16 protein-coding genes and 1 tRNA gene are annotated in these 18,705 nt (G+C 71.1%); 8 read left to right on the top strand and 9 right to left on the bottom strand.

The window, feature by feature from the left end; all coding sequences use genetic code 11:
• Positions 1-142: 142 nt before the first annotated feature.
• The 4 genes from ACFYV5_RS04200 to ACFYV5_RS04185 all read right to left on the bottom strand — a co-directional run bounded on the left by ACFYV5_RS04200 (position 143) and on the right by ACFYV5_RS04185 (position 7,090).
• Complete coding sequence (locus ACFYV5_RS04200) at positions 143-3,517, bottom strand: CARDB domain-containing protein (protein WP_389164086.1); 3,375 nt, start codon at positions 3,515-3,517, stop codon at positions 143-145.
• A 304-nt stretch (positions 3,518-3,821) separates the two neighbouring features.
• Positions 3,822-4,832: a LacI family DNA-binding transcriptional regulator gene (locus tag ACFYV5_RS04195; protein WP_389164084.1), complete on the bottom strand. Its 1,011-nt coding sequence runs from the start codon at positions 4,830-4,832 to the stop codon at positions 3,822-3,824.
• Positions 4,833-4,916: 84 nt separating this feature from the next.
• Entirely contained in the window at positions 4,917-5,639 is a 723-nt protein-coding gene (locus ACFYV5_RS04190; protein WP_355109994.1) for a hypothetical protein, read from the bottom strand.
• A 791-nt stretch (positions 5,640-6,430) separates the two neighbouring features.
• Positions 6,431-7,090: a TetR/AcrR family transcriptional regulator gene (locus ACFYV5_RS04185; RefSeq protein WP_355109996.1), complete on the bottom strand. Its 660-nt coding sequence runs from the start codon at positions 7,088-7,090 to the stop codon at positions 6,431-6,433.
• A gap of 92 nt (positions 7,091-7,182) precedes the next feature.
• On the opposite strand from ACFYV5_RS04185, the gene ACFYV5_RS04180 reads away from it, so the two are divergent.
• The 4 genes from ACFYV5_RS04180 (at position 7,183) to ACFYV5_RS04165 (ending at position 11,610) form a co-directional block, all read left to right on the top strand.
• Positions 7,183-7,992 (top strand): hypothetical protein, encoded by an 810-nt coding sequence (locus ACFYV5_RS04180; protein WP_389164080.1) that lies wholly within the window; start codon positions 7,183-7,185, stop codon positions 7,990-7,992.
• 33 nt (positions 7,993-8,025) lie between these two features.
• Positions 8,026-8,556, top strand: coding sequence for a carboxymuconolactone decarboxylase family protein (locus ACFYV5_RS04175; protein ID WP_355110008.1), 531 nt, complete (start codon positions 8,026-8,028; stop codon positions 8,554-8,556).
• A 90-nt stretch (positions 8,557-8,646) separates the two neighbouring features.
• On the top strand, positions 8,647-9,921 hold the full coding sequence (locus ACFYV5_RS04170) for an MFS transporter (RefSeq protein WP_389164075.1): 1,275 nt from the start codon (positions 8,647-8,649) through the stop codon (positions 9,919-9,921).
• A gap of 327 nt (positions 9,922-10,248) precedes the next feature.
• Positions 10,249-11,610: a PQQ-binding-like beta-propeller repeat protein gene (locus ACFYV5_RS04165; protein WP_389164073.1), complete on the top strand. Its 1,362-nt coding sequence runs from the start codon at positions 10,249-10,251 to the stop codon at positions 11,608-11,610.
• A 503-nt stretch (positions 11,611-12,113) separates the two neighbouring features.
• On the opposite strand, the gene ACFYV5_RS04160 is transcribed toward ACFYV5_RS04165, so the two are convergent.
• Positions 12,114-12,187: transfer RNA gene (locus ACFYV5_RS04160), tRNA-Pro, on the bottom strand.
• 141 nt (positions 12,188-12,328) lie between these two features.
• Here ACFYV5_RS04160 and ACFYV5_RS04155 point away from each other — a divergent pair.
• On the top strand, positions 12,329-12,799 hold the full coding sequence (locus ACFYV5_RS04155) for a DUF309 domain-containing protein (RefSeq protein ID WP_389164070.1): 471 nt from the start codon (positions 12,329-12,331) through the stop codon (positions 12,797-12,799).
• 6 nt (positions 12,800-12,805) lie between these two features.
• Here ACFYV5_RS04155 and ACFYV5_RS04150 read toward each other — a convergent pair whose 3' ends face one another.
• The 3 genes from ACFYV5_RS04150 to ACFYV5_RS04140 form a co-directional block, all read right to left on the bottom strand.
• Positions 12,806-14,053, bottom strand: a complete 1,248-nt coding sequence (locus ACFYV5_RS04150; RefSeq protein WP_389164067.1) for a cytochrome P450 — start codon at positions 14,051-14,053, stop codon at positions 12,806-12,808.
• A gap of 74 nt (positions 14,054-14,127) precedes the next feature.
• On the bottom strand, positions 14,128-14,502 hold the full coding sequence (locus tag ACFYV5_RS04145; RefSeq protein WP_389164064.1) for a DUF488 domain-containing protein: 375 nt from the start codon (positions 14,500-14,502) through the stop codon (positions 14,128-14,130).
• Between the two features lie 108 nt (positions 14,503-14,610).
• Positions 14,611-15,225, bottom strand: a complete 615-nt coding sequence (locus ACFYV5_RS04140; RefSeq protein WP_389164061.1) for a TetR/AcrR family transcriptional regulator — start codon at positions 15,223-15,225, stop codon at positions 14,611-14,613.
• Between the two features lie 147 nt (positions 15,226-15,372).
• Between ACFYV5_RS04140 and ACFYV5_RS04135 the strand changes: the two genes are divergently transcribed.
• A complete protein-coding gene (locus tag ACFYV5_RS04135) occupies positions 15,373-16,179 on the top strand; it encodes a phosphatase PAP2 family protein (RefSeq protein WP_389164058.1) in 807 nt (268 codons plus the stop codon).
• Entirely contained in the window at positions 16,176-17,252 is a 1,077-nt protein-coding gene (locus ACFYV5_RS04130; RefSeq protein ID WP_389164055.1) for a DMT family transporter, read from the top strand. Before ACFYV5_RS04135 ends, ACFYV5_RS04130 begins: the two co-directional genes overlap by 4 nt.
• A 1-nt stretch (position 17,253) precedes the next feature.
• Here ACFYV5_RS04130 and ACFYV5_RS04125 read toward each other — a convergent pair whose 3' ends face one another.
• On the bottom strand, positions 17,254-17,871 hold the full coding sequence (locus tag ACFYV5_RS04125) for a DUF4188 domain-containing protein (RefSeq protein ID WP_389164052.1): 618 nt from the start codon (positions 17,869-17,871) through the stop codon (positions 17,254-17,256).
• A gap of 100 nt (positions 17,872-17,971) precedes the next feature.
• Between ACFYV5_RS04125 and ACFYV5_RS04120 the strand changes: the two genes are divergently transcribed.
• Positions 17,972-18,688 (top strand): MerR family transcriptional regulator, encoded by a 717-nt coding sequence (locus tag ACFYV5_RS04120; RefSeq protein WP_389164049.1) that lies wholly within the window; start codon positions 17,972-17,974, stop codon positions 18,686-18,688.
• The last annotated feature ends 17 nt before the right edge of the window (positions 18,689-18,705 follow it).

The raw sequence follows: 18,705 nt of genomic DNA, 5'->3' as shown, positions 1-18,705 counted from the left end.
GGCACGGCTCGTCGGATTCCCCTGGGGCTCGCGTCTGTCGCTCGTCTGCCGCGAGCGGTGGGAGAGTTGCGGCCTGGGCGGGGGCCGGCCACCGCCGTGGCCGGCCCCCGCGGTCACGGCGCCTCGGGCGCCGGTGACGGTGTCACGGGCGGGTGATGACGAACTGCGAGCCGGGCTCGACCAGGATGTCGCCCTCGGCCGAGTTGGTGATCGTCACGTTCGACAGCGTGGCGCTGCCGCGGGCGCCGCTCATCGCGAGGATGCCGGAGCCGTTGTTCGACGTGTCGATCCGGACATTCGTGATCTTGACGTTCGGCATCTCACCGCCACCGGTCTTGAACTGGATGCCGTCGTACGTCGAGTCGACGATGTCCGTGTCCTTGATGGTGACGCCCGGGATGGGCTGGCCCTGCGCGAACAGGGTGATGGCCCCGAACTCCTGGTCCTCGTTCCAGAACGCGCCGCCCGTGCGGTACAGGGCGTTGTTGGAGATGAGGGTCTGGCCGGAGAAGGGCAGCGGGTCGTGGTCGGTCGCCAACATGATGCCCGGGTAGTTCATGGTGTCGGCGATGATGTTGTTCTCGATGGTGTTGCCGAAGCCGCCGTAGATCGCGATGCCGTTGGCCCGCCACGGCAGCTGGATCGTGTTGTTGCGGAAGTGGTTGTTGGAGCCGATGTCCACCGAGGTGTCCTTGACGTACTTGCTGGCCCAGACGGCCAGCGCGTCGTCGCCGTTGTTGCGGAAGGACGAGTTGAAGACGGTGGAGTTGCGGGTGCCGTTGGCGAAGTTGATGCCGTCGGCGTAGGTGTTACGGATCCGCATGCCGCTGAACTCGACGCCGTCGCCCGGTCCCCACAGCTCGGGGATGTTGGTGTAGTCGCGGCCGGCCCAGACGCCGACGTTGGCGTGCTCGATCCAGACGTTGCTGATCTTGGTGCCCTTGCCGAAGCGGCCGTTGAGACCGACGCCGCCCTCTTCGTCGGCGTTGTTGCCGCGGATCGTGCCCGAGCCGAAGATGGCGATGTCGGAGATCTGGGTGTTGTGGTCGATGTCGAAGCCGAAGTTGCCCTCGTGCGGGTGGTTGATGCCGCCCGCCTGGTGCGGCGGGGTCAGGGTGTACAGCTGCGAGTGCCACATACCGGCGCCGCGGATGGTCACGTCACGGATGCCGACCGTGTTGTAGATCCCCCGGTCCAACGGGTCGTCGGTCAGGATCTTCTGCTCCTGGCGCCACTGGCCCGCCGGGATCCACACGCAGGGGATCTCGCCCTTCTGGTCGGCCGTCACGGCGCGTTGGATCGCGTCGGTGTCGTCGAGACCGTCGTTGGGCACCGCACCGTAGGTGGTGATCGAGACGCAGCCGGCCGGCTGGGCCGCCGGGGGCGCGACCTGCTCCAGGTCGATCAGGTCGATGACGTAGAAGGATGCCGTGTCACCGGCGTCCCGCTGGAGGCGGAACTTTGTGCCGGCCGGGTAGGACTGGGCGAGCAGAGCGTGGGACTCGTCGAACAGGCGGCGGGCGTCGGTTCCCGGGGTGTTGGTGAGGCCTTCCGGGTCGTCGGTGGTGCCGTAGAGCCAGCTGTGCTTGGAGGAGAGCGTCAGCTTCCGTACGAACTGGCCGTCGGCGTACAGGCTCAGCGTGGCTTCCCGCCCGCCGCCGCCTGCGGCATCGGGGATCGAATTGCGCACGACGATGGAGTTGGCGGCGTTGGTGGAGGTGAACTCGACGAACTCACCGGTGGAGGTGAGCCGGACCGACTTGCGGCCGGAGGACTCGGTGGCGAAATTGGTGTGGCCGAAGGTCCGCTTGGCGTCGGCGGTGAGCAGGGTGCCCTGGTAGCGGGCGTCCTCCGCCTCGTACTCCGTGTACGGCACCGCGGCGCCGCGGCCCACGACGAGCGAACGGCTGAAGACGTTGTTGTTCTCGTTCGTCTCGGCCACGGTCGCGGTGGCGTCGGCCGTCGCGGTGAGGTTGACCCCTCCGCTCGCGGCGGTCCAGGTGCCGGAGATCGGCACGGTGACCGACTGACCGGCGGCGACGGCGGGGGTGGTCCCGTTCAGGGTGGTGGTTCCCGCGGTCAGCCGCGTGACGGTCCCGGCGGCGACACCGGTGGTGCCCCGGTTCTGGACCGTGGCCGTGAAGGAGACCTGCGTGCCGACGGCCGGAGCGGCCGGGTTCGGCGTGATCGCGGTGACCGTGAGGTCGGGGCCGGGCGCCTGGCCGACGACCAGCTTGGAGGAGCCGTTCCGGCTGTTGTTGGTGTCGTCCTGCTCCACGACGGTTCCCGCCGGGTCGACGACGGCGGAGACGGTGTAGCTGCCCATGGCCCGCTTGCCGACAGGGATCTTGACGGTCGTGGAGGCGCCGGCGGCGAGCGCGCCGACCTGCGCGGTGCCCGCCACGGTGCCTTCGAGGCTCACGCTGACCGAGGTGGCCGGCGAGGCGGAGGTGCCCGCGTTGCGGACGGTCGCGCTGACCTCGACGGCGTCCGTCTCGGACGGCGAGGAGGGGGTCCAGGTCAGATCGGTGACCGTGAGGTCCGGGTTCGGAGCGGCGGCACCCACCACCTCGAACTCGGCGACCTGGGCGCCGGGAGCGCCGTTGTTGGAGAAGAACTTCAGCTGGAGGTCCGCGTACCGGCCGGTGACCGGGATGGTGACGGAGTTGCTCCCGGAGGACGGGCTGAACGCGTAGTCGGCACGGGCCTTGAGGGAGGTGAAGCCGGACGCGGACTGCTCGCGTCCGAGCACTTCGATGGCCTGGGTCCGCGGGCCCCACACCTGATCGGGGTTGAGCCGGACCCTGACCGCCTCGACATCGGCGTTGGAGCCGAGCTTCACGGTCAGGGTGGCCGGAAAGCCGGCCGACTCCCAGTAGGTGCCGGCATTGTCGTCGTTGGCGTTGGCGGCCATATACGACTGGGTGGTCGAGGAGGCCTCGATCGGCCTGTCGCGCGCCAGGTTGGTGCCGTTCGGCGGCGGGTCGACCGGCCCGCCGTCACCCTCCTCACCGTAGATCTCCAGCTCGGACAGCTGGGCCGCGTTCCATCCGGTGTTCGCCGCCACCTGTACGCGGACGAAGCGGGCCGTGGTCGCGGTGACGGGGATGCTGACGGTGTTGGCGTTCGCCGGATCGAAGGTACGCGCACCCGAGCCGGAGAGCGCGGTGAACGAGGATCCGTCCGTGCTGCCCAGCACGGACAGCGTCTGGACACGGGAGCCCCAGGAAGCGGGCAGCTTCAGCGCGACCCGGTCGACTTCGGTACGTGCCCCCAGGTCGACCTGCACCCACTGCGGGAACGCCCCGTTGGGGCCCTCCCAGTAGGAGGCCTGGCTTCCGTCCGTCACGTTGCCGGCGACGTAGCCGCCGTTCGTCCCGCCCGCACGGGCGGGCTTGCCCAGGGCCAGGTTCGGGCCCTCCGCGGCATGGGCGGGAGCGGGGAGCATCCCCACCCCTATCAGACCCGCCATCACCGAGCCGACGATCACTCGTCGCCCCTGGTTTCTGAATCGCATGAAGTCCTCTTGATTCCTCACCCGGGCAGCCGACCGTGACTCCCCCTGAAGCAGGACGGGGCGCGGGAGGCGGATGCACCGTGTGAACGTCGACAGAGTCCTCGCACGACACCTTCCATGGCCTCGGAGGGAACATGTGAGTGTCAGCAAGTGTTTTTGAGCTATTCAGTCAATCTTTTGCGATGCCGGGTGACAGGTTTCCGCCAGGTCACCACTTTGTCAACGGGGCGGACGCGACACCGTGTCCGGGCACAGGAAAAAGGGGCCAGACCGTGAGGTCTGGCCCCTGGGACCCTCAGAGGGCTCAGGCGTCGGGCGGTGGCGCGGTGGAGCCCCGGACCACGAGCTCCGGCTCGAAGAGCAGCTCACCGGGGTGGGTCTGCGTCCCCTGGATCTGGGCACACAGAAGGTCGACGGCGGCCCGTCCCATCGCCTCGATCGGCTGCCGCACCGTCGACAACGGCGGCTCGGTGCAGTTCATGAAGGCCGAGTCGTCGAAACCGAGCACGGACACATCGGTGGGAACGACCAGCCCACGCCGGCGAGCAGCCCTGATGGCGCCCAGGGCCAGCGGGTCACTCGCACAGATGACCGCGGTCACCCCGCGGTCCCACAGTCGCCCCGCGGCCGCCTGCCCTCCCTCGAGCGAGAACATCGAGCGCTGCACGACGTCTTCGGACAGTGTCGTCCCCGCCGCGGTCGCGGCCGCCCGCGCCGCGGTCAGCTTCCGGCGCGAGGGGATGTGGTCCTCGGGGCCGAGGACCAGCCCGATGCGTTCGTGCCCCAGAGAAGAGAGGTGACGCCACGCCTGCTCGACCGCCGCCATGTCGTCACAGGAGACGCACGGGAAATCAAGCTCTTCGATGGGAGCGTTGATGAGGACGACGGGGATGTTGCGCTCCGCCAGCTGCCGGTAGTGGTCGTGCGGCGCGTCGGCCTGCGCGAAGAGACCGCCGGCGAAGATCACGCCGGACACGTGCTGCTGCAGGAGCAGCTCCACGTAGTCGGCCTCCGAGACGCCGCCCCTGGTCTGCGTGCAGAGCACCGGCGTGAGACCCTGCTGCGCCAGAGAGCCACCGATGGCCTCGGCGAAGGCCGGGAAGATGGGATTCTGCAACTCCGGCAGAACCAGCCCCACCAGTCTGGCCCGCTCCCCACGCAGCTGCGTGGGGCGCTCGTAGCCCAGGACGTCCAGTGCGGTGAGCACCGACTGACGAGTGGCCTCCGAGACCCCCGGCTTACCGTTGAGAACCCGGCTGACCGTGGCCTCGCTGACCCCGACCTTCTTCGCCACCAAAGCAAGTCTTCGCGTCACGGACGCAACCCTAGCGCAAATAGAGTCGGGAAGTTACAGACTTCTTGCTGTGATTGCAGCAAGCGGCATGCCCCGGGCCGCATCTCAGTGCTGGTGTCCGTCGTCATGTCCGGGCTCCTTGCTGGGACGGGTGGCGTGCGGAGAGGCGGTGGGCTGGGACGTCGGATCGGTGGTGTCGCTGGGGTGGTCGCCCTCGGGGCCTTCGTCGCTTCCCTTCTCGGGCACGACATCGCTGTGGCTGTGCCCGCCACCGGACTGGGCCATGGTGGGGGCGAGATGCCGCAGGCCGAGGAAGGTGAGGGCCGTCACGACGAGAATGGCCAGACCCATGAGCCCGAAGATGCGCCGCCAGGGCCTCTTGGCCTCCTTCAGGAAGAAGGCGACGAAGGAGAGGACGATGCCGAGCGGTATCAGCACGGCACAGCGTTCCGGGAGATCCGCGAAGTGCTGCATACCGCCGCTGAGCATGCCCAGACCGAACGAGAGCATCGTCGAGGTACCGAGCACGCGCACGATGCGTGACAGCGGCTGCCTCTCGAACGCGAGGACGATGTCGTTGAGAACGGTCGCGAGCAGGAAGACCAGGACGCCGGACGCGGCGATCATCGAGTAGCGGGCAGGTGCCATGGGGTGGTGGACCACCGCACCGCTGATGAGGCCGGCGCCTACGTAGTAGCCGACATAGCCGAGATAGCGCCACGGCAGGAAGGCGCCTTCCCGTCTGCTGTCGGAGCGGCGTCGGCTGCGGGTCGGTTGCGACGGGGTCGGGGGCGGGGTCGTCGCGGCAAGACCGGGCGAGGAGGACAAAGCGGACCCTTCACGGGAAGTTCGGTGGGGCCTGGGGCTCTCGACGAGACAGGCGGGCAGGGCGGGGCCGAAGATCGGACTCGCTGGGCACAGCGCGACGTGAGTCGCGCCATGACTCCGGCCGCGCGCCACCGCACGGCATGGCCTGGCGCGGCCATGGGTGCACGGGAGGAGATGGCTCTGGGGAGTGCCCAACAGGTGGTCGACCGGTTGGGCGGCGTGAAGGCCTAGATCCGTAGGACCGCTGAGTCCGGCGCGGAGGCAGAGACCATGAGGGCCGGGGCAGGTCGAGCGGCGCCGGATGCGTACGCGTACGGAGGCCGATGAAGGGCCGGGGCCTCGCTCGGGACGGGCAGCGCAGCGCCCTGTTGTGGCTGGCCGGACGCACACTCGTGAGCCGCGTGATCGGGTTCCGGAGCATCCTGATGGTCGGATGGCCTGTGGCCGGCGTGCGGGTCGGGAGCCTCGTGGCTGTGCCCGGCGGAGCTCGGGTCCGGAACGTTCAGGGCTACCGCGTGGGTCGGCGCCCCGAGGTGGGCGTGACCGGCGGCGCTCTCCGCGCTGACACCGTGGGTGTACATCAGCGCGAGGAGAAGCGAGGCCAGCACCCACGTTCGCCACGGGCCCGCCGCACGAGAGCGGGACCGCGGCACGCTACGAGTCGCCCGGACCACAACCATGCCGGGGAGCATAGCGTCACGTCGGCCGCGGACCTCCTGTGGGCGTGAACCGCTCGGCCCGGCCGGTGCGACCGCGTCACCGCGCAAGGCGGCGGCACCGCTGCCCCCGACTCATCGAGAGCCGTGACGAGGGACGTGCCCGTCGCCGTGCCCAGCGCCGTCCCAGGCCGTCGACGTACCGTCCCCGACGGGACGGTCCGAGGGCCGCAGCCCGGCCAGCGTGACCCCGACGAGTCGTCGTACCGCCGCCTTCGACGGGAGCCCCGCCGCCGCGCCGAGGGCGTGGAGGCAGTACGCGGCGAGCTCATCGGCGACGACGTCGTCGCGCAGCGCGCCGCTCGCGGCGCCCTCGGCGACGAGGTCCCTGACGAGCGCCATGAGCCGCTGGTGAGCCTGCGTGATGGCCGGGCCCTGGTGGAGCAGGGCGGACACGTCGGTGCCGTGGTGGCCGTGACGCTCGTACGAGATGAGCGCGTACGTCTCCAGGACGGCGTGGAGCCGCCGACCGGGATCCGTGGCGCGGTCCCGTACGGCTTCGAGCTGTTCGAGGTGGTGGGCGACCTGCCGCTCATGCCAGGCGGCGAGGAGCGACTCGACGTCCGGGAAGTACTTGTAGAGCGTCGCCCGCCCGATGCCGGCCTCCTGCGCGATCCGCGACATGGTCACGGACATCAGGCCGTGCTCGGCCACCAGCGCGGCGGTCGCGTCGAGCGTCGCGTCCCGCACGGCGCTGCGGTGTTCCTCGATCGTCTCGTTCCACAGCTTGGGCATCCCCACAAGGAATACCCCCTGGGGGTATATGGTTATGATCAACGCCCTGAGCGAACAACGCCAGAAGGCGCACCACACCCCTGGGAGATGTCATGAGGAATCACTCCGGCCACGACCAGACCACCTACGGTGTCCACGGCGGCCACCACGGTGGAGTCCAGCCCGGTGGGCTGTCGGTCTCCGAGAACGGGTACACCCTCGAGCTCGACTCGACCATCCTCGCCGCCGGCGTGCAGCCGGTCAGCTTCCGGGTGATCGGCCCCGACGGACAGGCAGTGACCGAGTTCGTGCCCGAGCACGACAAAGAACTGCACTTCATCGCTGTCCGGCGCGACACGGCCGGGTTCCAGCACGTGCACCCGGTGAGGGACGAGAAGGGCACCTGGAGCATCGAACTGGCCCTGGAACCGGGTGACTGGAGGTTCTTCGCGGACTTCCACCCAGTCGGCCACCACGGGACCATGACGCTGGGGATCGACGTCGCGGTCGCCGGGCCGTACGACCCGCGGCCGCTGCCCGAGGCCACCGGGGTCGCGCGGATCGGCGAGTACACCGTCACGCTCGACGGCGAACTCCTGCCCGGGGAGGCGAGCGAACTGACCCTCACCGTCAGCCGGAACGGCCGCCCCGTCACCGACCTGCAGCCCTACCTGGCCGCGTACGGGCACCTGGTGGCACTGCGGGTCGGCGACCTGGGCTACCTCCACGTCCACCCGGAGGGCGAACCCGGTGACGGCACCACCGCACCGGGACCCGGGATCGCCTTCATGGCGGCCGCGCCGTCGGCCGGCACCTACCGCCTGTACCTGGACTTCCAGCACGACGACGTCGTCCGAACAGCCGAGTTCACGGTACGGACCACAGCACCCGAGCACGGGAGCCACCACCACGCACACCACTGACCGGATGAAAGCAGCCCCATCGGAAGGAACGTCATGCCCCGCCTGACCCGCCTCACGCCCGACACGGCGGTCGGCGCCTCGCGCGACCTCCTCGCCGACCTGGTCTCCCGCCATGGTCAGGTCGGCGACATGGTCTCCACGATGGCGCACTCCCCGGCTGTCCTGGGCGGATACCTCCAGCTCAGCAGGGCCATGGGACGAGCCAAACTCGACCGCAGAATCAGCGAACGGATCTCGATCGCCGTCCAGGCACTCCAGGGCTGCGGGCTCTGCCTCGACGCGCATGTGAGTGCCGCCCGCGCCATGGGAGTGGACGAGGAGGAGATCGAGCGAGCCCACGCGGGAACCTCGGCCGATCCCGCGATCGCGGCGATCATCACCCTCGCCCTCCAGGCCTATCGCGAGCCGACGTCGATCACCGACGAACAGATCAGCGCGCTGCGGGAGCACGGCTACAGCGACCGCGTGCTGGCCGATGTCGTCGGCGTCGTCGCACTCAACATCCTCACCGGCGCCTTCAACCTGCTCGCCGGCCTCACACCGGGGAGCGACACCGGTGCGTAGAGACACGAGGGACACCCCCGCCTGTACTCGCGGGACACGGCCTCCGCCCCGGGACCGTGCCCCGCCGCATGGACACGGAAGGAACCCGCCATGCGTCTGTTCGCCATCCGCGACTACCGTCACCTGTTCGGCGCCCAGGTCATCGCCCTGTTCGGTACCGGGCTGACCACAGTGGCCCTCGGGCTGCTCGCCTACGACCTCGCAGGACCGCGCGCCGGCCTGGTCCTCGGCACCGCCCTGACCATCAAGATGGTCATGTACGTGGTCATAGCCCCACTCGCTGCCGCGTACGTCGACCGGCTCCCCAGGAGAACCCTCCTCGTCCTCCTCGACGTGATCCGCGGTGCGGTGGTCCTCGCACTGCCGCTGGTCACCGAGGTCTGGCACATCTACGTCCTGATCGGCCTGCTCCAGGCCGGCTCCGCGGCGTTCACCCCGACGTTCCAGGCCGTCATCCCCGACATCGTCACCGACGAGTCCGACTACACGCGTGCCCTGTCCGCCTCCCAGGTCGCCTCCACCATGGAGACTCTGCTCAGCCCCGTCCTTGCAGCCGTCGCCCTGACGTTCATGAGCTTCAACTGGCTGTTCCTGGGCACCTCCGCCGGATTCCTCCTCTCCGCCCTGCTCGTCCTGTCGACGCGCGTCCCCGACGCCCGCCCCAGTACCCACACCCAGGCATGGGACAAGGCGGCAGCGGGGATCAGGACCTTCCTCAGGACGCCGCGGCTGCGCGGCGTCATGGCGCTCAACCTCGTGGTCGCGGCGGCTGGTTCGATCGTCGTCGTCAACACCGTCAACCACGTCCGTGACGAGCTCGGCGGCTCGCGGTCGGACGTCGCCTGGATGCTCGCCGCCTCCGGCGCCGGAACCCTCCTCGCCGCCCTCGTGCTGCCCCGCGTTCTCGACCGGATCGCCGCCCGCACCGTCATGATGACCGGCGCCGGAGTCCTCGTCGGCGGCACGACCGCCGCGGTGACGCTCATCGCGGCCGGCCTGACCACCTGGACCGGTACGGCGATCATCTGGACCCTGATCGGCATCGGCATGGCACTGATCATCACGCCGACCGGCAAGGTCCTCCGCGCCTCCGTCGGACGGAACGCGATCCCCGAGGCGTTCGCGGCCCAGTTCTCCCTGTCGCACCTGGCCTGGCTCATCACCTATCCCGTCGCGGGATGGCTCGGCACGAACGTCGGCTTCACCCTTGCCTGGTCCGTCCTCGCGGCCCTCGCCGGAGCGGGAGCGATCGGTGCCCTCCTCCTGTGGCCGCGCCACGACGGACGAGGACCCCTGACCAGCCCCGTGACAACCACCCGGCACGCGTCCCGCACGGACCGGTCCACCCTCACCAAGGCGGCGTGAAGCGCCGCGACCACTGACGCGGCCAAGGCGACAGGCTTTGTCGGGTCCGCCTCTTTCGTACGGCTACCGCGTACAAGGAGATGTCCGTGCGCGTGACCGGTCCGGCCTGGAGCTTGCCCGGGTCAGGTCCACCGGCTTACGACGGTCTGCTGATCACCGCCCGGCACAACGAGACGGAGAGCCTCACCACCTTCACGGCATACGAACGCACGTGGCATCGAAACTCGTCGGTCGTCTACGCTGACCGGCGTCGGAGCCGGGGAGTGCTCCGCAGGGGCCTGGGAGACCAGGGACGGGATGGGGACGACGGACGTGCAGGTAAGCAATGTGACAAGACCGGTCGCCCAACCCGGCCGGGGCCGACGGATCGGCTGCCTGGCGGCCGCTGTCGTGGCCGCGGTCGCGCTGGTCGGCGGCCTCGTCTCCGGCGTCCTCATGATCAGCGGGAACATGCCCGGCGACTCCATGGACACCGTCTGGGAGACGCCGGCCGACCCGGCGGCCGCCGAGCACGGCAACGGCAACTGGCTGGTCGGCGACACCCTGGTGCGCAGCCGCTTCGACGCGGTCACCGGCTACGGCGTGCGGACCGGGAAGCAGCACTGGGAGTACGCGCCACCGGGCCGGTCCGAGATCTGCTCCACGTCCACCCCCGACGACTCGGTGCTGCTCCTGGTGCACGGGGAGAACGTCACTGCCGTCGAGAGCGAGGGCTGCGCCCGCGTCACCGCGCTCGACCTGAAGACCGGAAAGGAGCTGTGGAGCGGCTCCCGCAAGGCCTCCGCCATGGCCACCGCCGGCCGTCCCGCAAGCGGCACCGTGGCCGCGGGCGGCGGACTCGCCGTCGTCCTCGACACGTGGACGGACGGGATCGGGAAGGCGGTCGCCGATGGCCGGAAAGCGATCCGCGCCGTCGATCTGCGGACCGGCGAACGTCGCTGGACGGCCACCGTCCCGAAGGACTGCCGGCCGTTCGACGTCGGGGCCGCGAAGCGCAGGGTCGTCGCTGTCCTCAGCTGTGGTAAGGAGAACCGGGCGGAACTGACGGCCGCCGTCCTCGACCCGGCGACCGGCGCCTTGATCCACACCGAGCCGCTGGACGCGCGCCGCCCGGTCGCCCCGTTCTCGTCGTCGTCCCCGGTCCGGACGGCACTCCTGTCCGTCGACCCGCTGGTGGTGTCCGTCCGTCCCGCGTATGACACCGAGCCCGGCACCAACGCCTTCTTCTCCTTCGGCGCGGACGGTCGGCGGCAGACCCGGATCGAGGTCTCCGGCGAGCACGGGAAGATCGTCGCCGACGAGCCCTCCAAGGTCGCCGTCGACGGCAAGCACCTCTACGCGGTCGCCGACTTCGGCAAGTCGTCCACCAGCACCCGGGTCGTCGCCATCGACCTCACGACAGGCCGCCTCGCCTGGCAGGCGGACTCCGGCCGGGGTGACACGGTGGCGCTCGCCGTCCACAACGGCAAGGTCTCCGTCCTGCACGAGGACCGGGGCAGCTTCGTCGAAACCCTGTACGTCCTGGACGGTGCCACCGGAGAGGAACTGGATGACCGCACCTTCTCCATCGACATCGACCGCGGCGACGGGTGGCTGGCCGGCCTCATCGACCGCGACGGCCTGCTGATCGTCTCCCGCTACGACACCGACGGACCGGGCCGGCCGTTCACCGCCTACGAACGCTGGTGACCGAGGCGGCGGAACGCGGGGTCAGGCAACGGTAGGCTTGGGCGCGCTTGATCTTCCAGCGGTCCCGGACGTACTGCTCGAACGAACACCGACGACGCCGCAAGACCGCCGCCGAACACCAGCCGTATGCCTCCGCAGGCGTGGGCGCTCACGTACGGCCGGGCGTACGGCTGGCCGCGAGCCTCGTGGAACGCGTTTCACCCCGGGATGGAAGTGGGCGGCTACGCATCCTGGCACCTCACCGCTCCCGCACCGGTCGACCGCGCGGTCTGCGGCACACCGATGCGAGAGCCCGCTCTGTCGGAGCTGAAGAGATGGGCCCACGGCCCCCACTTCTACGAGGCGATCCGGGCAGGCGCCACATCGCCGTGATCAACGCACCTTGACTGAGTCAAGGTGCACTTCGCCCGGTCAAGTGCGCTGGCCCCCAACTGGTCCCCAAAAAGAATCAAGGGCCGTTTCAGATTTCTCTGAAACGGCCCCTGGCCTGCGACTCCTTCGAGTCGGGACGACAGGATTTGAACCTGCGACCCCTTGACCCCCAGTCAAGTGCGCTACCAAGCTGCGCCACGTCCCGATGCCCGTTCCCCCCGGGTTTTTCCCCGGCGGCTGCGTGCAGGAGAACATTACCGCACTTCGCGGGGCGGGTGGACGCAGGCCCGCGCCGGTGGCGTGTGGCATATCCGCAGGCCGGGCCGCCGAAGGGGAGAATGGGCACGTGAACAGGACGCCGAGGGACCGGGACGAGGAGGGGCGGGCGCGCAGTGCGCGGCCGCGGGACGGGCTCGGGCGGCCGTTGCCGTACGGGGTCGAGGGGGTGCCGCGGCAGCCCGAAGGGGTGGTGCGGACGCCCGCGCAGACGCTCCGTGAGGCACAGCGGCTGCTCGACGCGGGGATGCCCTTCCACGCGCACGAGGTCTTCGAGGACGCCTGGAAGAGCGGTCCCGCCGGGGAGCGGGAGCTGTGGCAGGGGCTCGCCCAGCTGGCGGTGGGGCTGACCCACGCCGCGCGGGGCAACGCGGCGGGCGGGGCGCGGCTGTTGCTGCGCGGTGCCGTACGGATCGCCGGGCAGCCCGATCCGTACGGCATCGACATCGGCGGACTCGTCCGGTGGGCCCGCGCCTTGGCGGCGCGTGCGGACACCGTGACGGACGCGTCCGACGAGGCGCCGCGTCTGCTGGCCTCGTAGCGGCGGTCACCAGGTCAGGTGCAGCTCCTCGGGTGAGCGGTGGATCAGGGTCGGCCGCATCACCACTCGGTCGTCCGACAGCCGCAGTCCGGGGAAGCGGCGGACGAACAGCTCCAGGGTGAGGCGCAGTTGGACGCGGGCGAGCTGGGAGCCGGGGCAGCCGTGGGCGCCGTGGCCGAAGCCGACGTGGCGGGTGGGGGTCGGGGGGCGGGTGATGTCGAAGACGTCGGCGTCCTCGTGGCGCGCCTCGTCGCGGTTGGCGGAGCCGTACGCCACGAAGAGCGTGGCGCCCGCGGGCAGTTCCGTGCCGGCGAGGACGACCGGGCGGGTCGTGGTGCGGCGGAATCCCTGGACGGCGGTGTCGAAGCGGACGGCTTCCTCCACCGCCCCGGGTATGAGGTCCGGCCGGGCGCGGAGCAGCTCCCACTGGTCGCGCCGGCGCAGCAGGTGGTACAGCGCGGTGCCGATCAGCGCCGTGGTGGTGAGGTGTCCGGCGATGAGGAAGTTCTGCAGGTTGGCGACGAGTTCGCTGCGCTGGTCGGGAGTGGGCTCGCGGGTGCCGGGCCCCAGTCCGGTGTCCGGGGCGAGGGCGGCGGCCATCGTCGAGCAGAGGTCGTCGCGGGGGTGGGCGCGCCGGTCACGGGCGTAGCGGTCGAGGAGGTGCTGGAGGGCGACGACGTCCTCGGCGGCCGCGCGCTGTTCGTCCTCGGACATCGGCCGGAAGAGGAGCTGCTCGGCGCGGTGTCCTCCGTGCACCGCGGCGGGCACGTCCGCCGGATCGAGGCCGATCAGCCGGCCGATGACGGCGCCGGGCAGCTTGCGGGCGTAGGAGGACATCAGCTCCGTGCGGCCGTCGTCGGCGAAGCCGTCGACGAGGGCGGTGGCGACCTCGGTGGCGTAGGGGGCGAGGGCCGCGACGCGCGCCGCGGAGAGGCCGCTGTTGATCGGGGCGCGGTGGCGGCGGTGGGCGGCGCCGTCGGTGGAGACGACGGTGGGCCGTGGGCCGAATCCGCCGGCGAGGACGCCGAGGGCGGCCGCCGAGGGGATCACATCGGGCCTCAGGGCCTGGGCGGAGGAGAAGTCCTCGGGCCGCAACAGGACTTCGCGGACGTCGGCGTCGCGGGCGACCAGCCAGGCGTCGAGTTCGGGGACGAAGGTCAGACCGTCGGTCTGTCGCGCATGTGCGTAGAGGGGGTACGGGTCGCGCTGCAACGCGTCGAGCAGTTCGTGACGTGCGTACGTCGTCGGGTCCACGCGGCGCCTCCGGAAGGGGAAGGTGCGGAACTCGGTGCGGTCCGGCCATGGTGACCGGCGCCGCGTGCTCCTGGCTACGCCCGGGTTTCGGACAGCGCGCGGACGAGTACGGAGGTGTGGCTGACGGAGGGGTCCTTGGCGGCGGTGAGGAGGGTGACGGTGCCCTGGGCGGCGAGGCCGCGCAGCCGGTCGAGGGCCTCGGCGGCCGCGGGTGCACTGAGCTCGTCCTCGTACCGCCGGCAGAACTCCTCGTACACGCCGTCCGGGCCGTGGTACCAGCGCCGCAGTTCGGTGGAGGGGGTGAGTGCCTTGGGCCACTCGTCGATGCGGGCGTCGGTCCTGGCGAGGCCGCGCGGCCAGAGGCGGTCGACGAGGACCCGTACGCCGTCGTCGGGCGAGGGAGCCTCGTAGATCCGGCGGACACGGACATCGGGAGCAGCGGCTGGCATACGTCCAGGGTGCGGGAGGCGCCGGACGGTCACATCTCCACGCGCCCCGTCGGAGCAGGCCCCGGACGGTCACACCTGGATGCGGCCGTCCGAGCAGGCCCCGGACGGTCACATCTCCACGTGGCCCGTCGGCAGCAGCGCCGGCAGCAGGACGGAGTCGACGAAGACGCGCATCGTCGACGCGTCGGCGAAGCGCTCCTCGAAGAGCCGCTCGATGCGGAGCATCCCGAGGAAGCAGGGGGCGACGAAGCCGATCGCCGGGTTGTCCGGGTCGATCTCGCCGCGCTCGGCCGCCCGCCGCAGGATCCCGTCGAGGGCCGCGACCTCCGGGCTGATGACGGTCTCGCGGAGCGCCTCGCGCAGGTCGGGGTGCTGGATGTACGCCTGGCTGACGGCCTCCATGAGTTCGGCGTCCTGGTCGCGGCGCGTGGCGGCCAGGTGGGCGGCCTCGCGCAGGTCGCCGGCGAGAGATCCGGTGTCGATGCCGGCGAAGAACGTGCAGCGCTGCTTGGCGAGGGCGGCCGTGACGAGCTGCGGCTTGGAGCCCCACTGGCGGTAGAGGGTCGCCTTGCCGCACTTGGTGCGCGCCGCGACGCCCTCCATGGTCACCGCGTCGTAGCCGCCCTCCCGGAGCAGGCGGAGGACGGCCTCGTAGAGCTCGCTCTCCCGCTCCGGCGTGATCTTGCTGCGACGGGCGGCGGCGGTCGCGGCCTGTGTGGACATCCCATTCCTCCCCGACAGCTCTCTGCACATACGAGAGTAGGGGGTGCACAATCGAGACGCAAGCGTATCGAGACGCTTGCGTCTCGATGAAAACAGATCTAGGCTTCCTCCGTTTGCTGACGATGTGACGGAAAAAGGGGCCGCGCCATGGCTGCCGGGATACGCGGGACACGAGGGACACGTCCCGCAGGACCGGGGCCGACCGCTACCCCGAGACCGCCGCTGCTGCGCGAACTGCTGCTCGTCACGGCACTGTTCCTCGTCTACAAGTTCGGGCGACTGTTCGCGAACGGCCACGAGCTGCGCGCATTCCACAACGCCGACCGGATATGGAGCGCGGAGCGGGCCGTCCATCTGCCCGGCGAGGGGTCCGTACAGGCCCTTCTGCTGCACGGCGAGCCGCTCGTCCGAGCCGCGAACACCTACTACGCGGCCGTGCACTTCCCGGCCACGATCGCCTTCCTCGCCTGGCTCTACCGGCGCCGCCCGGACCACTACCTCTGGTCCCGTCGCGTCCTGGCGCTGCTGACCGCCGCCGCGCTCGCCCTGCACCTGCTGATGCCGCTGGCTCCGCCGCGGATGCTGGCGGCGACCGGACTCGTCGACACCGCGCAGGTCTACGGCCCGTCGGTGTACGGCGCGAGCCCCGAGACGGACTCGATGGCCAACCAGTTCGCCGCGATGCCGTCGCTGCACTTCGGCTGGGCGGTGATGGTCGCGATCGGTCTGATCGTCGCCACCCGCGGCCGGTGGCGGTGGCTGTGGCTGCTCCACCCCCTGCTGACGCTCCTGGTGATCGTCGGCACGGCCAATCACTACTGGTTCGACGCGCTCGCGGCGGGGGCGCTGCTCGCCCTCGCGCTCGCGGCGGTACGGGCGCCGGGCACCGGACCGGCGGGACCGGGCCCGCTGCGGCGCGCCGCCGCGCCCCGCCCGGCGGGAGCGCTGCGATGACGACCCCCGACGGCCTCCTCCTCGCCGTGCTCCTGTCCCTGGTCTCCGCCGCCGGGTACGCCCTCGCCGCCGTCGCCCAGTCCCGGCTCGCCTCGGCCTCCGACGGGGGGCGCGGCGCGCTCCGCGCCCTACTCGCCCACGGTCGGTGGTGGTGGGCGGTCGGCCTCAACGCCGCCGGCGCGCTCACCCATGTGGCCGCCCTGCACTACGGGCCCCTGACGCTCGTCCAGCCGCTGGGCGCCCTCACGCTGGTGGCCGCGCTGCCGCTCGGGGCGTACTGCGCCCGGCGCCGGGTGACCCGGACGGAGTGGCGCGGGGCGCTCTGGACGCTGGCGGGCCTCGTCGGGCTGATCTCGGTCACGGGCCCCGCGACGCCGGGCGACGCGCTGAGTCCGCGCGAGTCCGTGATCGTCTCGGCGGCGACGGCGCTGCTGATCGTGGTGCTCGCCTCGGGACGGCGGAGCGGCGCGGGCTCCCGTGACGGAACGTCTCGCCGGGGCCGGGGCGTGCGCCAGGGCCGGGGCCGTGGCCGGGGATTCGGGCGGGGGCTCGGGCATGCGACGGCGTCCGGGATCGCCTCCGGGGTGGCCTCCGCGCTGACGCAGACGCTGACCGCCGCCGTGACGCGGGAGCTGCCGGGCGGGGCGACCGCCTGGTGGCAGACGGCCCTGATCGCGGTACTGATATCCGCCTTCGCCGTCGGCGGCCTGTTGCTCTCACAGACGGCTTACCGCGGCGGGCTCGCCGCGCCGCTGGCCGTCGTGAACCTCTCCAATCCGGCCGCCGCCGCCGTCATCGGCGTGGCGCTGCTCGGCGAGACGTTCCGTGCGGGCGTGTGGGGCTGGCTGATCGCGGCCGCCGCGTCGGTGGTCGCGGCCCGTGGGGTGGTGCTGTTGACGGCGGGCGCGGGGACGGCCCCCGTGGCCCCGCCCCCGCCCTCCGCCGCTCCCCCGGTCACGCACCCGCCCGCTTCCCCCTTCCCGTCGGCCTCCCCTCTCTTGGCCTCCGGGCAGCCGCTTCCCCCGCCGCGTACCGACGAGGCGGTCCCCGCAGCCGTACCGCTCCCCTGCTGACTCACTCCCCCGACGGCGGGCGGTCCTCCGTCACCTGGGCCGCGAAGATCGGGTCGGTGGACGGCTCGTATCCGCCCTTCGCCCCCGGCACAGCCGGTACGAGCCCGAAGAGCGCGCCGATCCCCGTCGGCGGCATGTCCCCGTACAGCGCGCTGTACGCGCCGGGCCGGACCGAGTACATCTCGTGCCAGATGCCGACCGCCCCGTTGCTCGTGAAGTACCGCCGCCAGAAGGCGCTCTGGGCGGGGCGGTGCCGCCGCGCGGAATCGGTGGCGTACGCGCGGATGTCGCCCGCCCTCCGCCAGTACTGGACGATCGTGATCTCACCGAACGCGGGCCCGAGGAGCATCCGGTAGCCGAGGAACCCGCTCTCCGGGTCCGCGCCGAGCTCCTTGATCATGCCGGGCATCGCCAGCATCACCGGCAGCCAGCCGCGGACCGAGCGCCAGCGGTTGACGCGGGCGCCGATCAGGAAGACGGCCACCGGTTCGGCGTTCGCGGCCATGAAGCGGCCCCGGCGCACCCGGCGCCGTTCGGCGCGGCTCCGCGCGCCGCCGCGGTTCCACTCGGGCACGGCGACGAGCCGCAGCCCCTGCTTGAGATCGGACCCGATGGCCATTGGTCCCCCACCTCCTGCTGTTGGATAGCTGAACTATCCTTGGAGGCCAGAGTAGAACTCCCGGGTGACCGTGTCGAGACGATGGGAACGGTGAAACCCTTTGCGCCTGTCCGAGCTGAGCGACCGGGGTGGCGTGTCCGTGGCCACGGTCAAGTACTACCTCCGGGAAGGGCTCCTGGCGCCGGGCACTCCCGTCACCGCCCGGCAGTCCGACTACGGCGAGGAGCATCTGCGCAGGCTGCGGCTGGTCCGCGCGCTGCTGACGGTCGGCGGAATGACGATCCAGCAGGCGCGGGACGTCCTCGCGGTCGCGGACGACCCCGCCTTCGGCCGCCACGAACGACTGGGCGTCGCCCAGTACATGCTGGGTCCGCGGATCACGCCGCCCGAGGAGTCCGACCCGGCACGGCGCCTGTGGGACGAGGTCTTCGCCGAGCTGCGCGGGCTCCTGTCCGAGCTCGGCTGGCAGGTGTACGACGAGGCGCCCGCGCTCGCCGCGCTGACCAGGGCCGTGGTGACGCTGCGGGAGCTGGGCTACCGGAGCGGCGTGGACCACATCCGGCGGTACGCGCTGGCGATGCACCCGATCGCGGCGGAGGAGTACGCCGTCATGGAGGAGTACCCGGTCCTGGAGGAGGCGATCGAGGCGACCGTCGCGTACACGATGCTCTACGAGCCGATCCTGCTCGCGCTGCGACGGCTGGCCCATGAGGACGTCTCGGCGCGGCTGCACGCGGCGGGGCCGCCGCGGGAGCGGGAGCCGGAGCCCAAGCCGAAACCGGAGCCGAAACTGGAGCCGCCCATTTCGTCATCTTGACGAGAACGAACAGCCCT

Origin of the sequence: Streptomyces sp. NPDC003035 (genome assembly GCF_042888285.1) — a bacterium.
Lineage (GTDB): Bacteria > Actinomycetota > Actinomycetes > Streptomycetales > Streptomycetaceae > Streptomyces.
Note: the sequence above shows the minus strand (reverse complement) of the source record. Positions and strands in the feature narration are given on the sequence as shown.

Bases quoted from the DNA above. Each gene is read 5' to 3' on its own strand.
- ACFYV5_RS04200 (WP_389164086.1), bottom strand. From the start codon at position 3,517: ATGCGATTCAGAAACCAGGGGCGACGAGTGATCGTCGGCTCGGTGATG.
- ACFYV5_RS04185 (WP_355109996.1), bottom strand. From the start codon at position 7,090: ATGCCCAAGCTGTGGAACGAGACGATCGAGGAACACCGCAGCGCCGTG.
- ACFYV5_RS04180 (WP_389164080.1), top strand. From the start codon at position 7,183: ATGAGGAATCACTCCGGCCACGACCAGACCACCTACGGTGTCCACGGC.
- ACFYV5_RS04175 (WP_355110008.1), top strand. From the start codon at position 8,026: ATGCCCCGCCTGACCCGCCTCACGCCCGACACGGCGGTCGGCGCCTCG.
- ACFYV5_RS04170 (WP_389164075.1), top strand. From the start codon at position 8,647: ATGCGTCTGTTCGCCATCCGCGACTACCGTCACCTGTTCGGCGCCCAG.
- ACFYV5_RS04145 (WP_389164064.1), bottom strand. From the start codon at position 14,502: ATGCCAGCCGCTGCTCCCGATGTCCGTGTCCGCCGGATCTACGAGGCT.
- ACFYV5_RS04140 (WP_389164061.1), bottom strand. From the start codon at position 15,225: ATGTCCACACAGGCCGCGACCGCCGCCGCCCGTCGCAGCAAGATCACG.
- ACFYV5_RS04135 (WP_389164058.1), top strand. From the start codon at position 15,373: ATGGCTGCCGGGATACGCGGGACACGAGGGACACGTCCCGCAGGACCG.
- ACFYV5_RS04130 (WP_389164055.1), top strand. From the start codon at position 16,176: ATGACGACCCCCGACGGCCTCCTCCTCGCCGTGCTCCTGTCCCTGGTC.
- ACFYV5_RS04125 (WP_389164052.1), bottom strand. From the start codon at position 17,871: ATGGCCATCGGGTCCGATCTCAAGCAGGGGCTGCGGCTCGTCGCCGTG.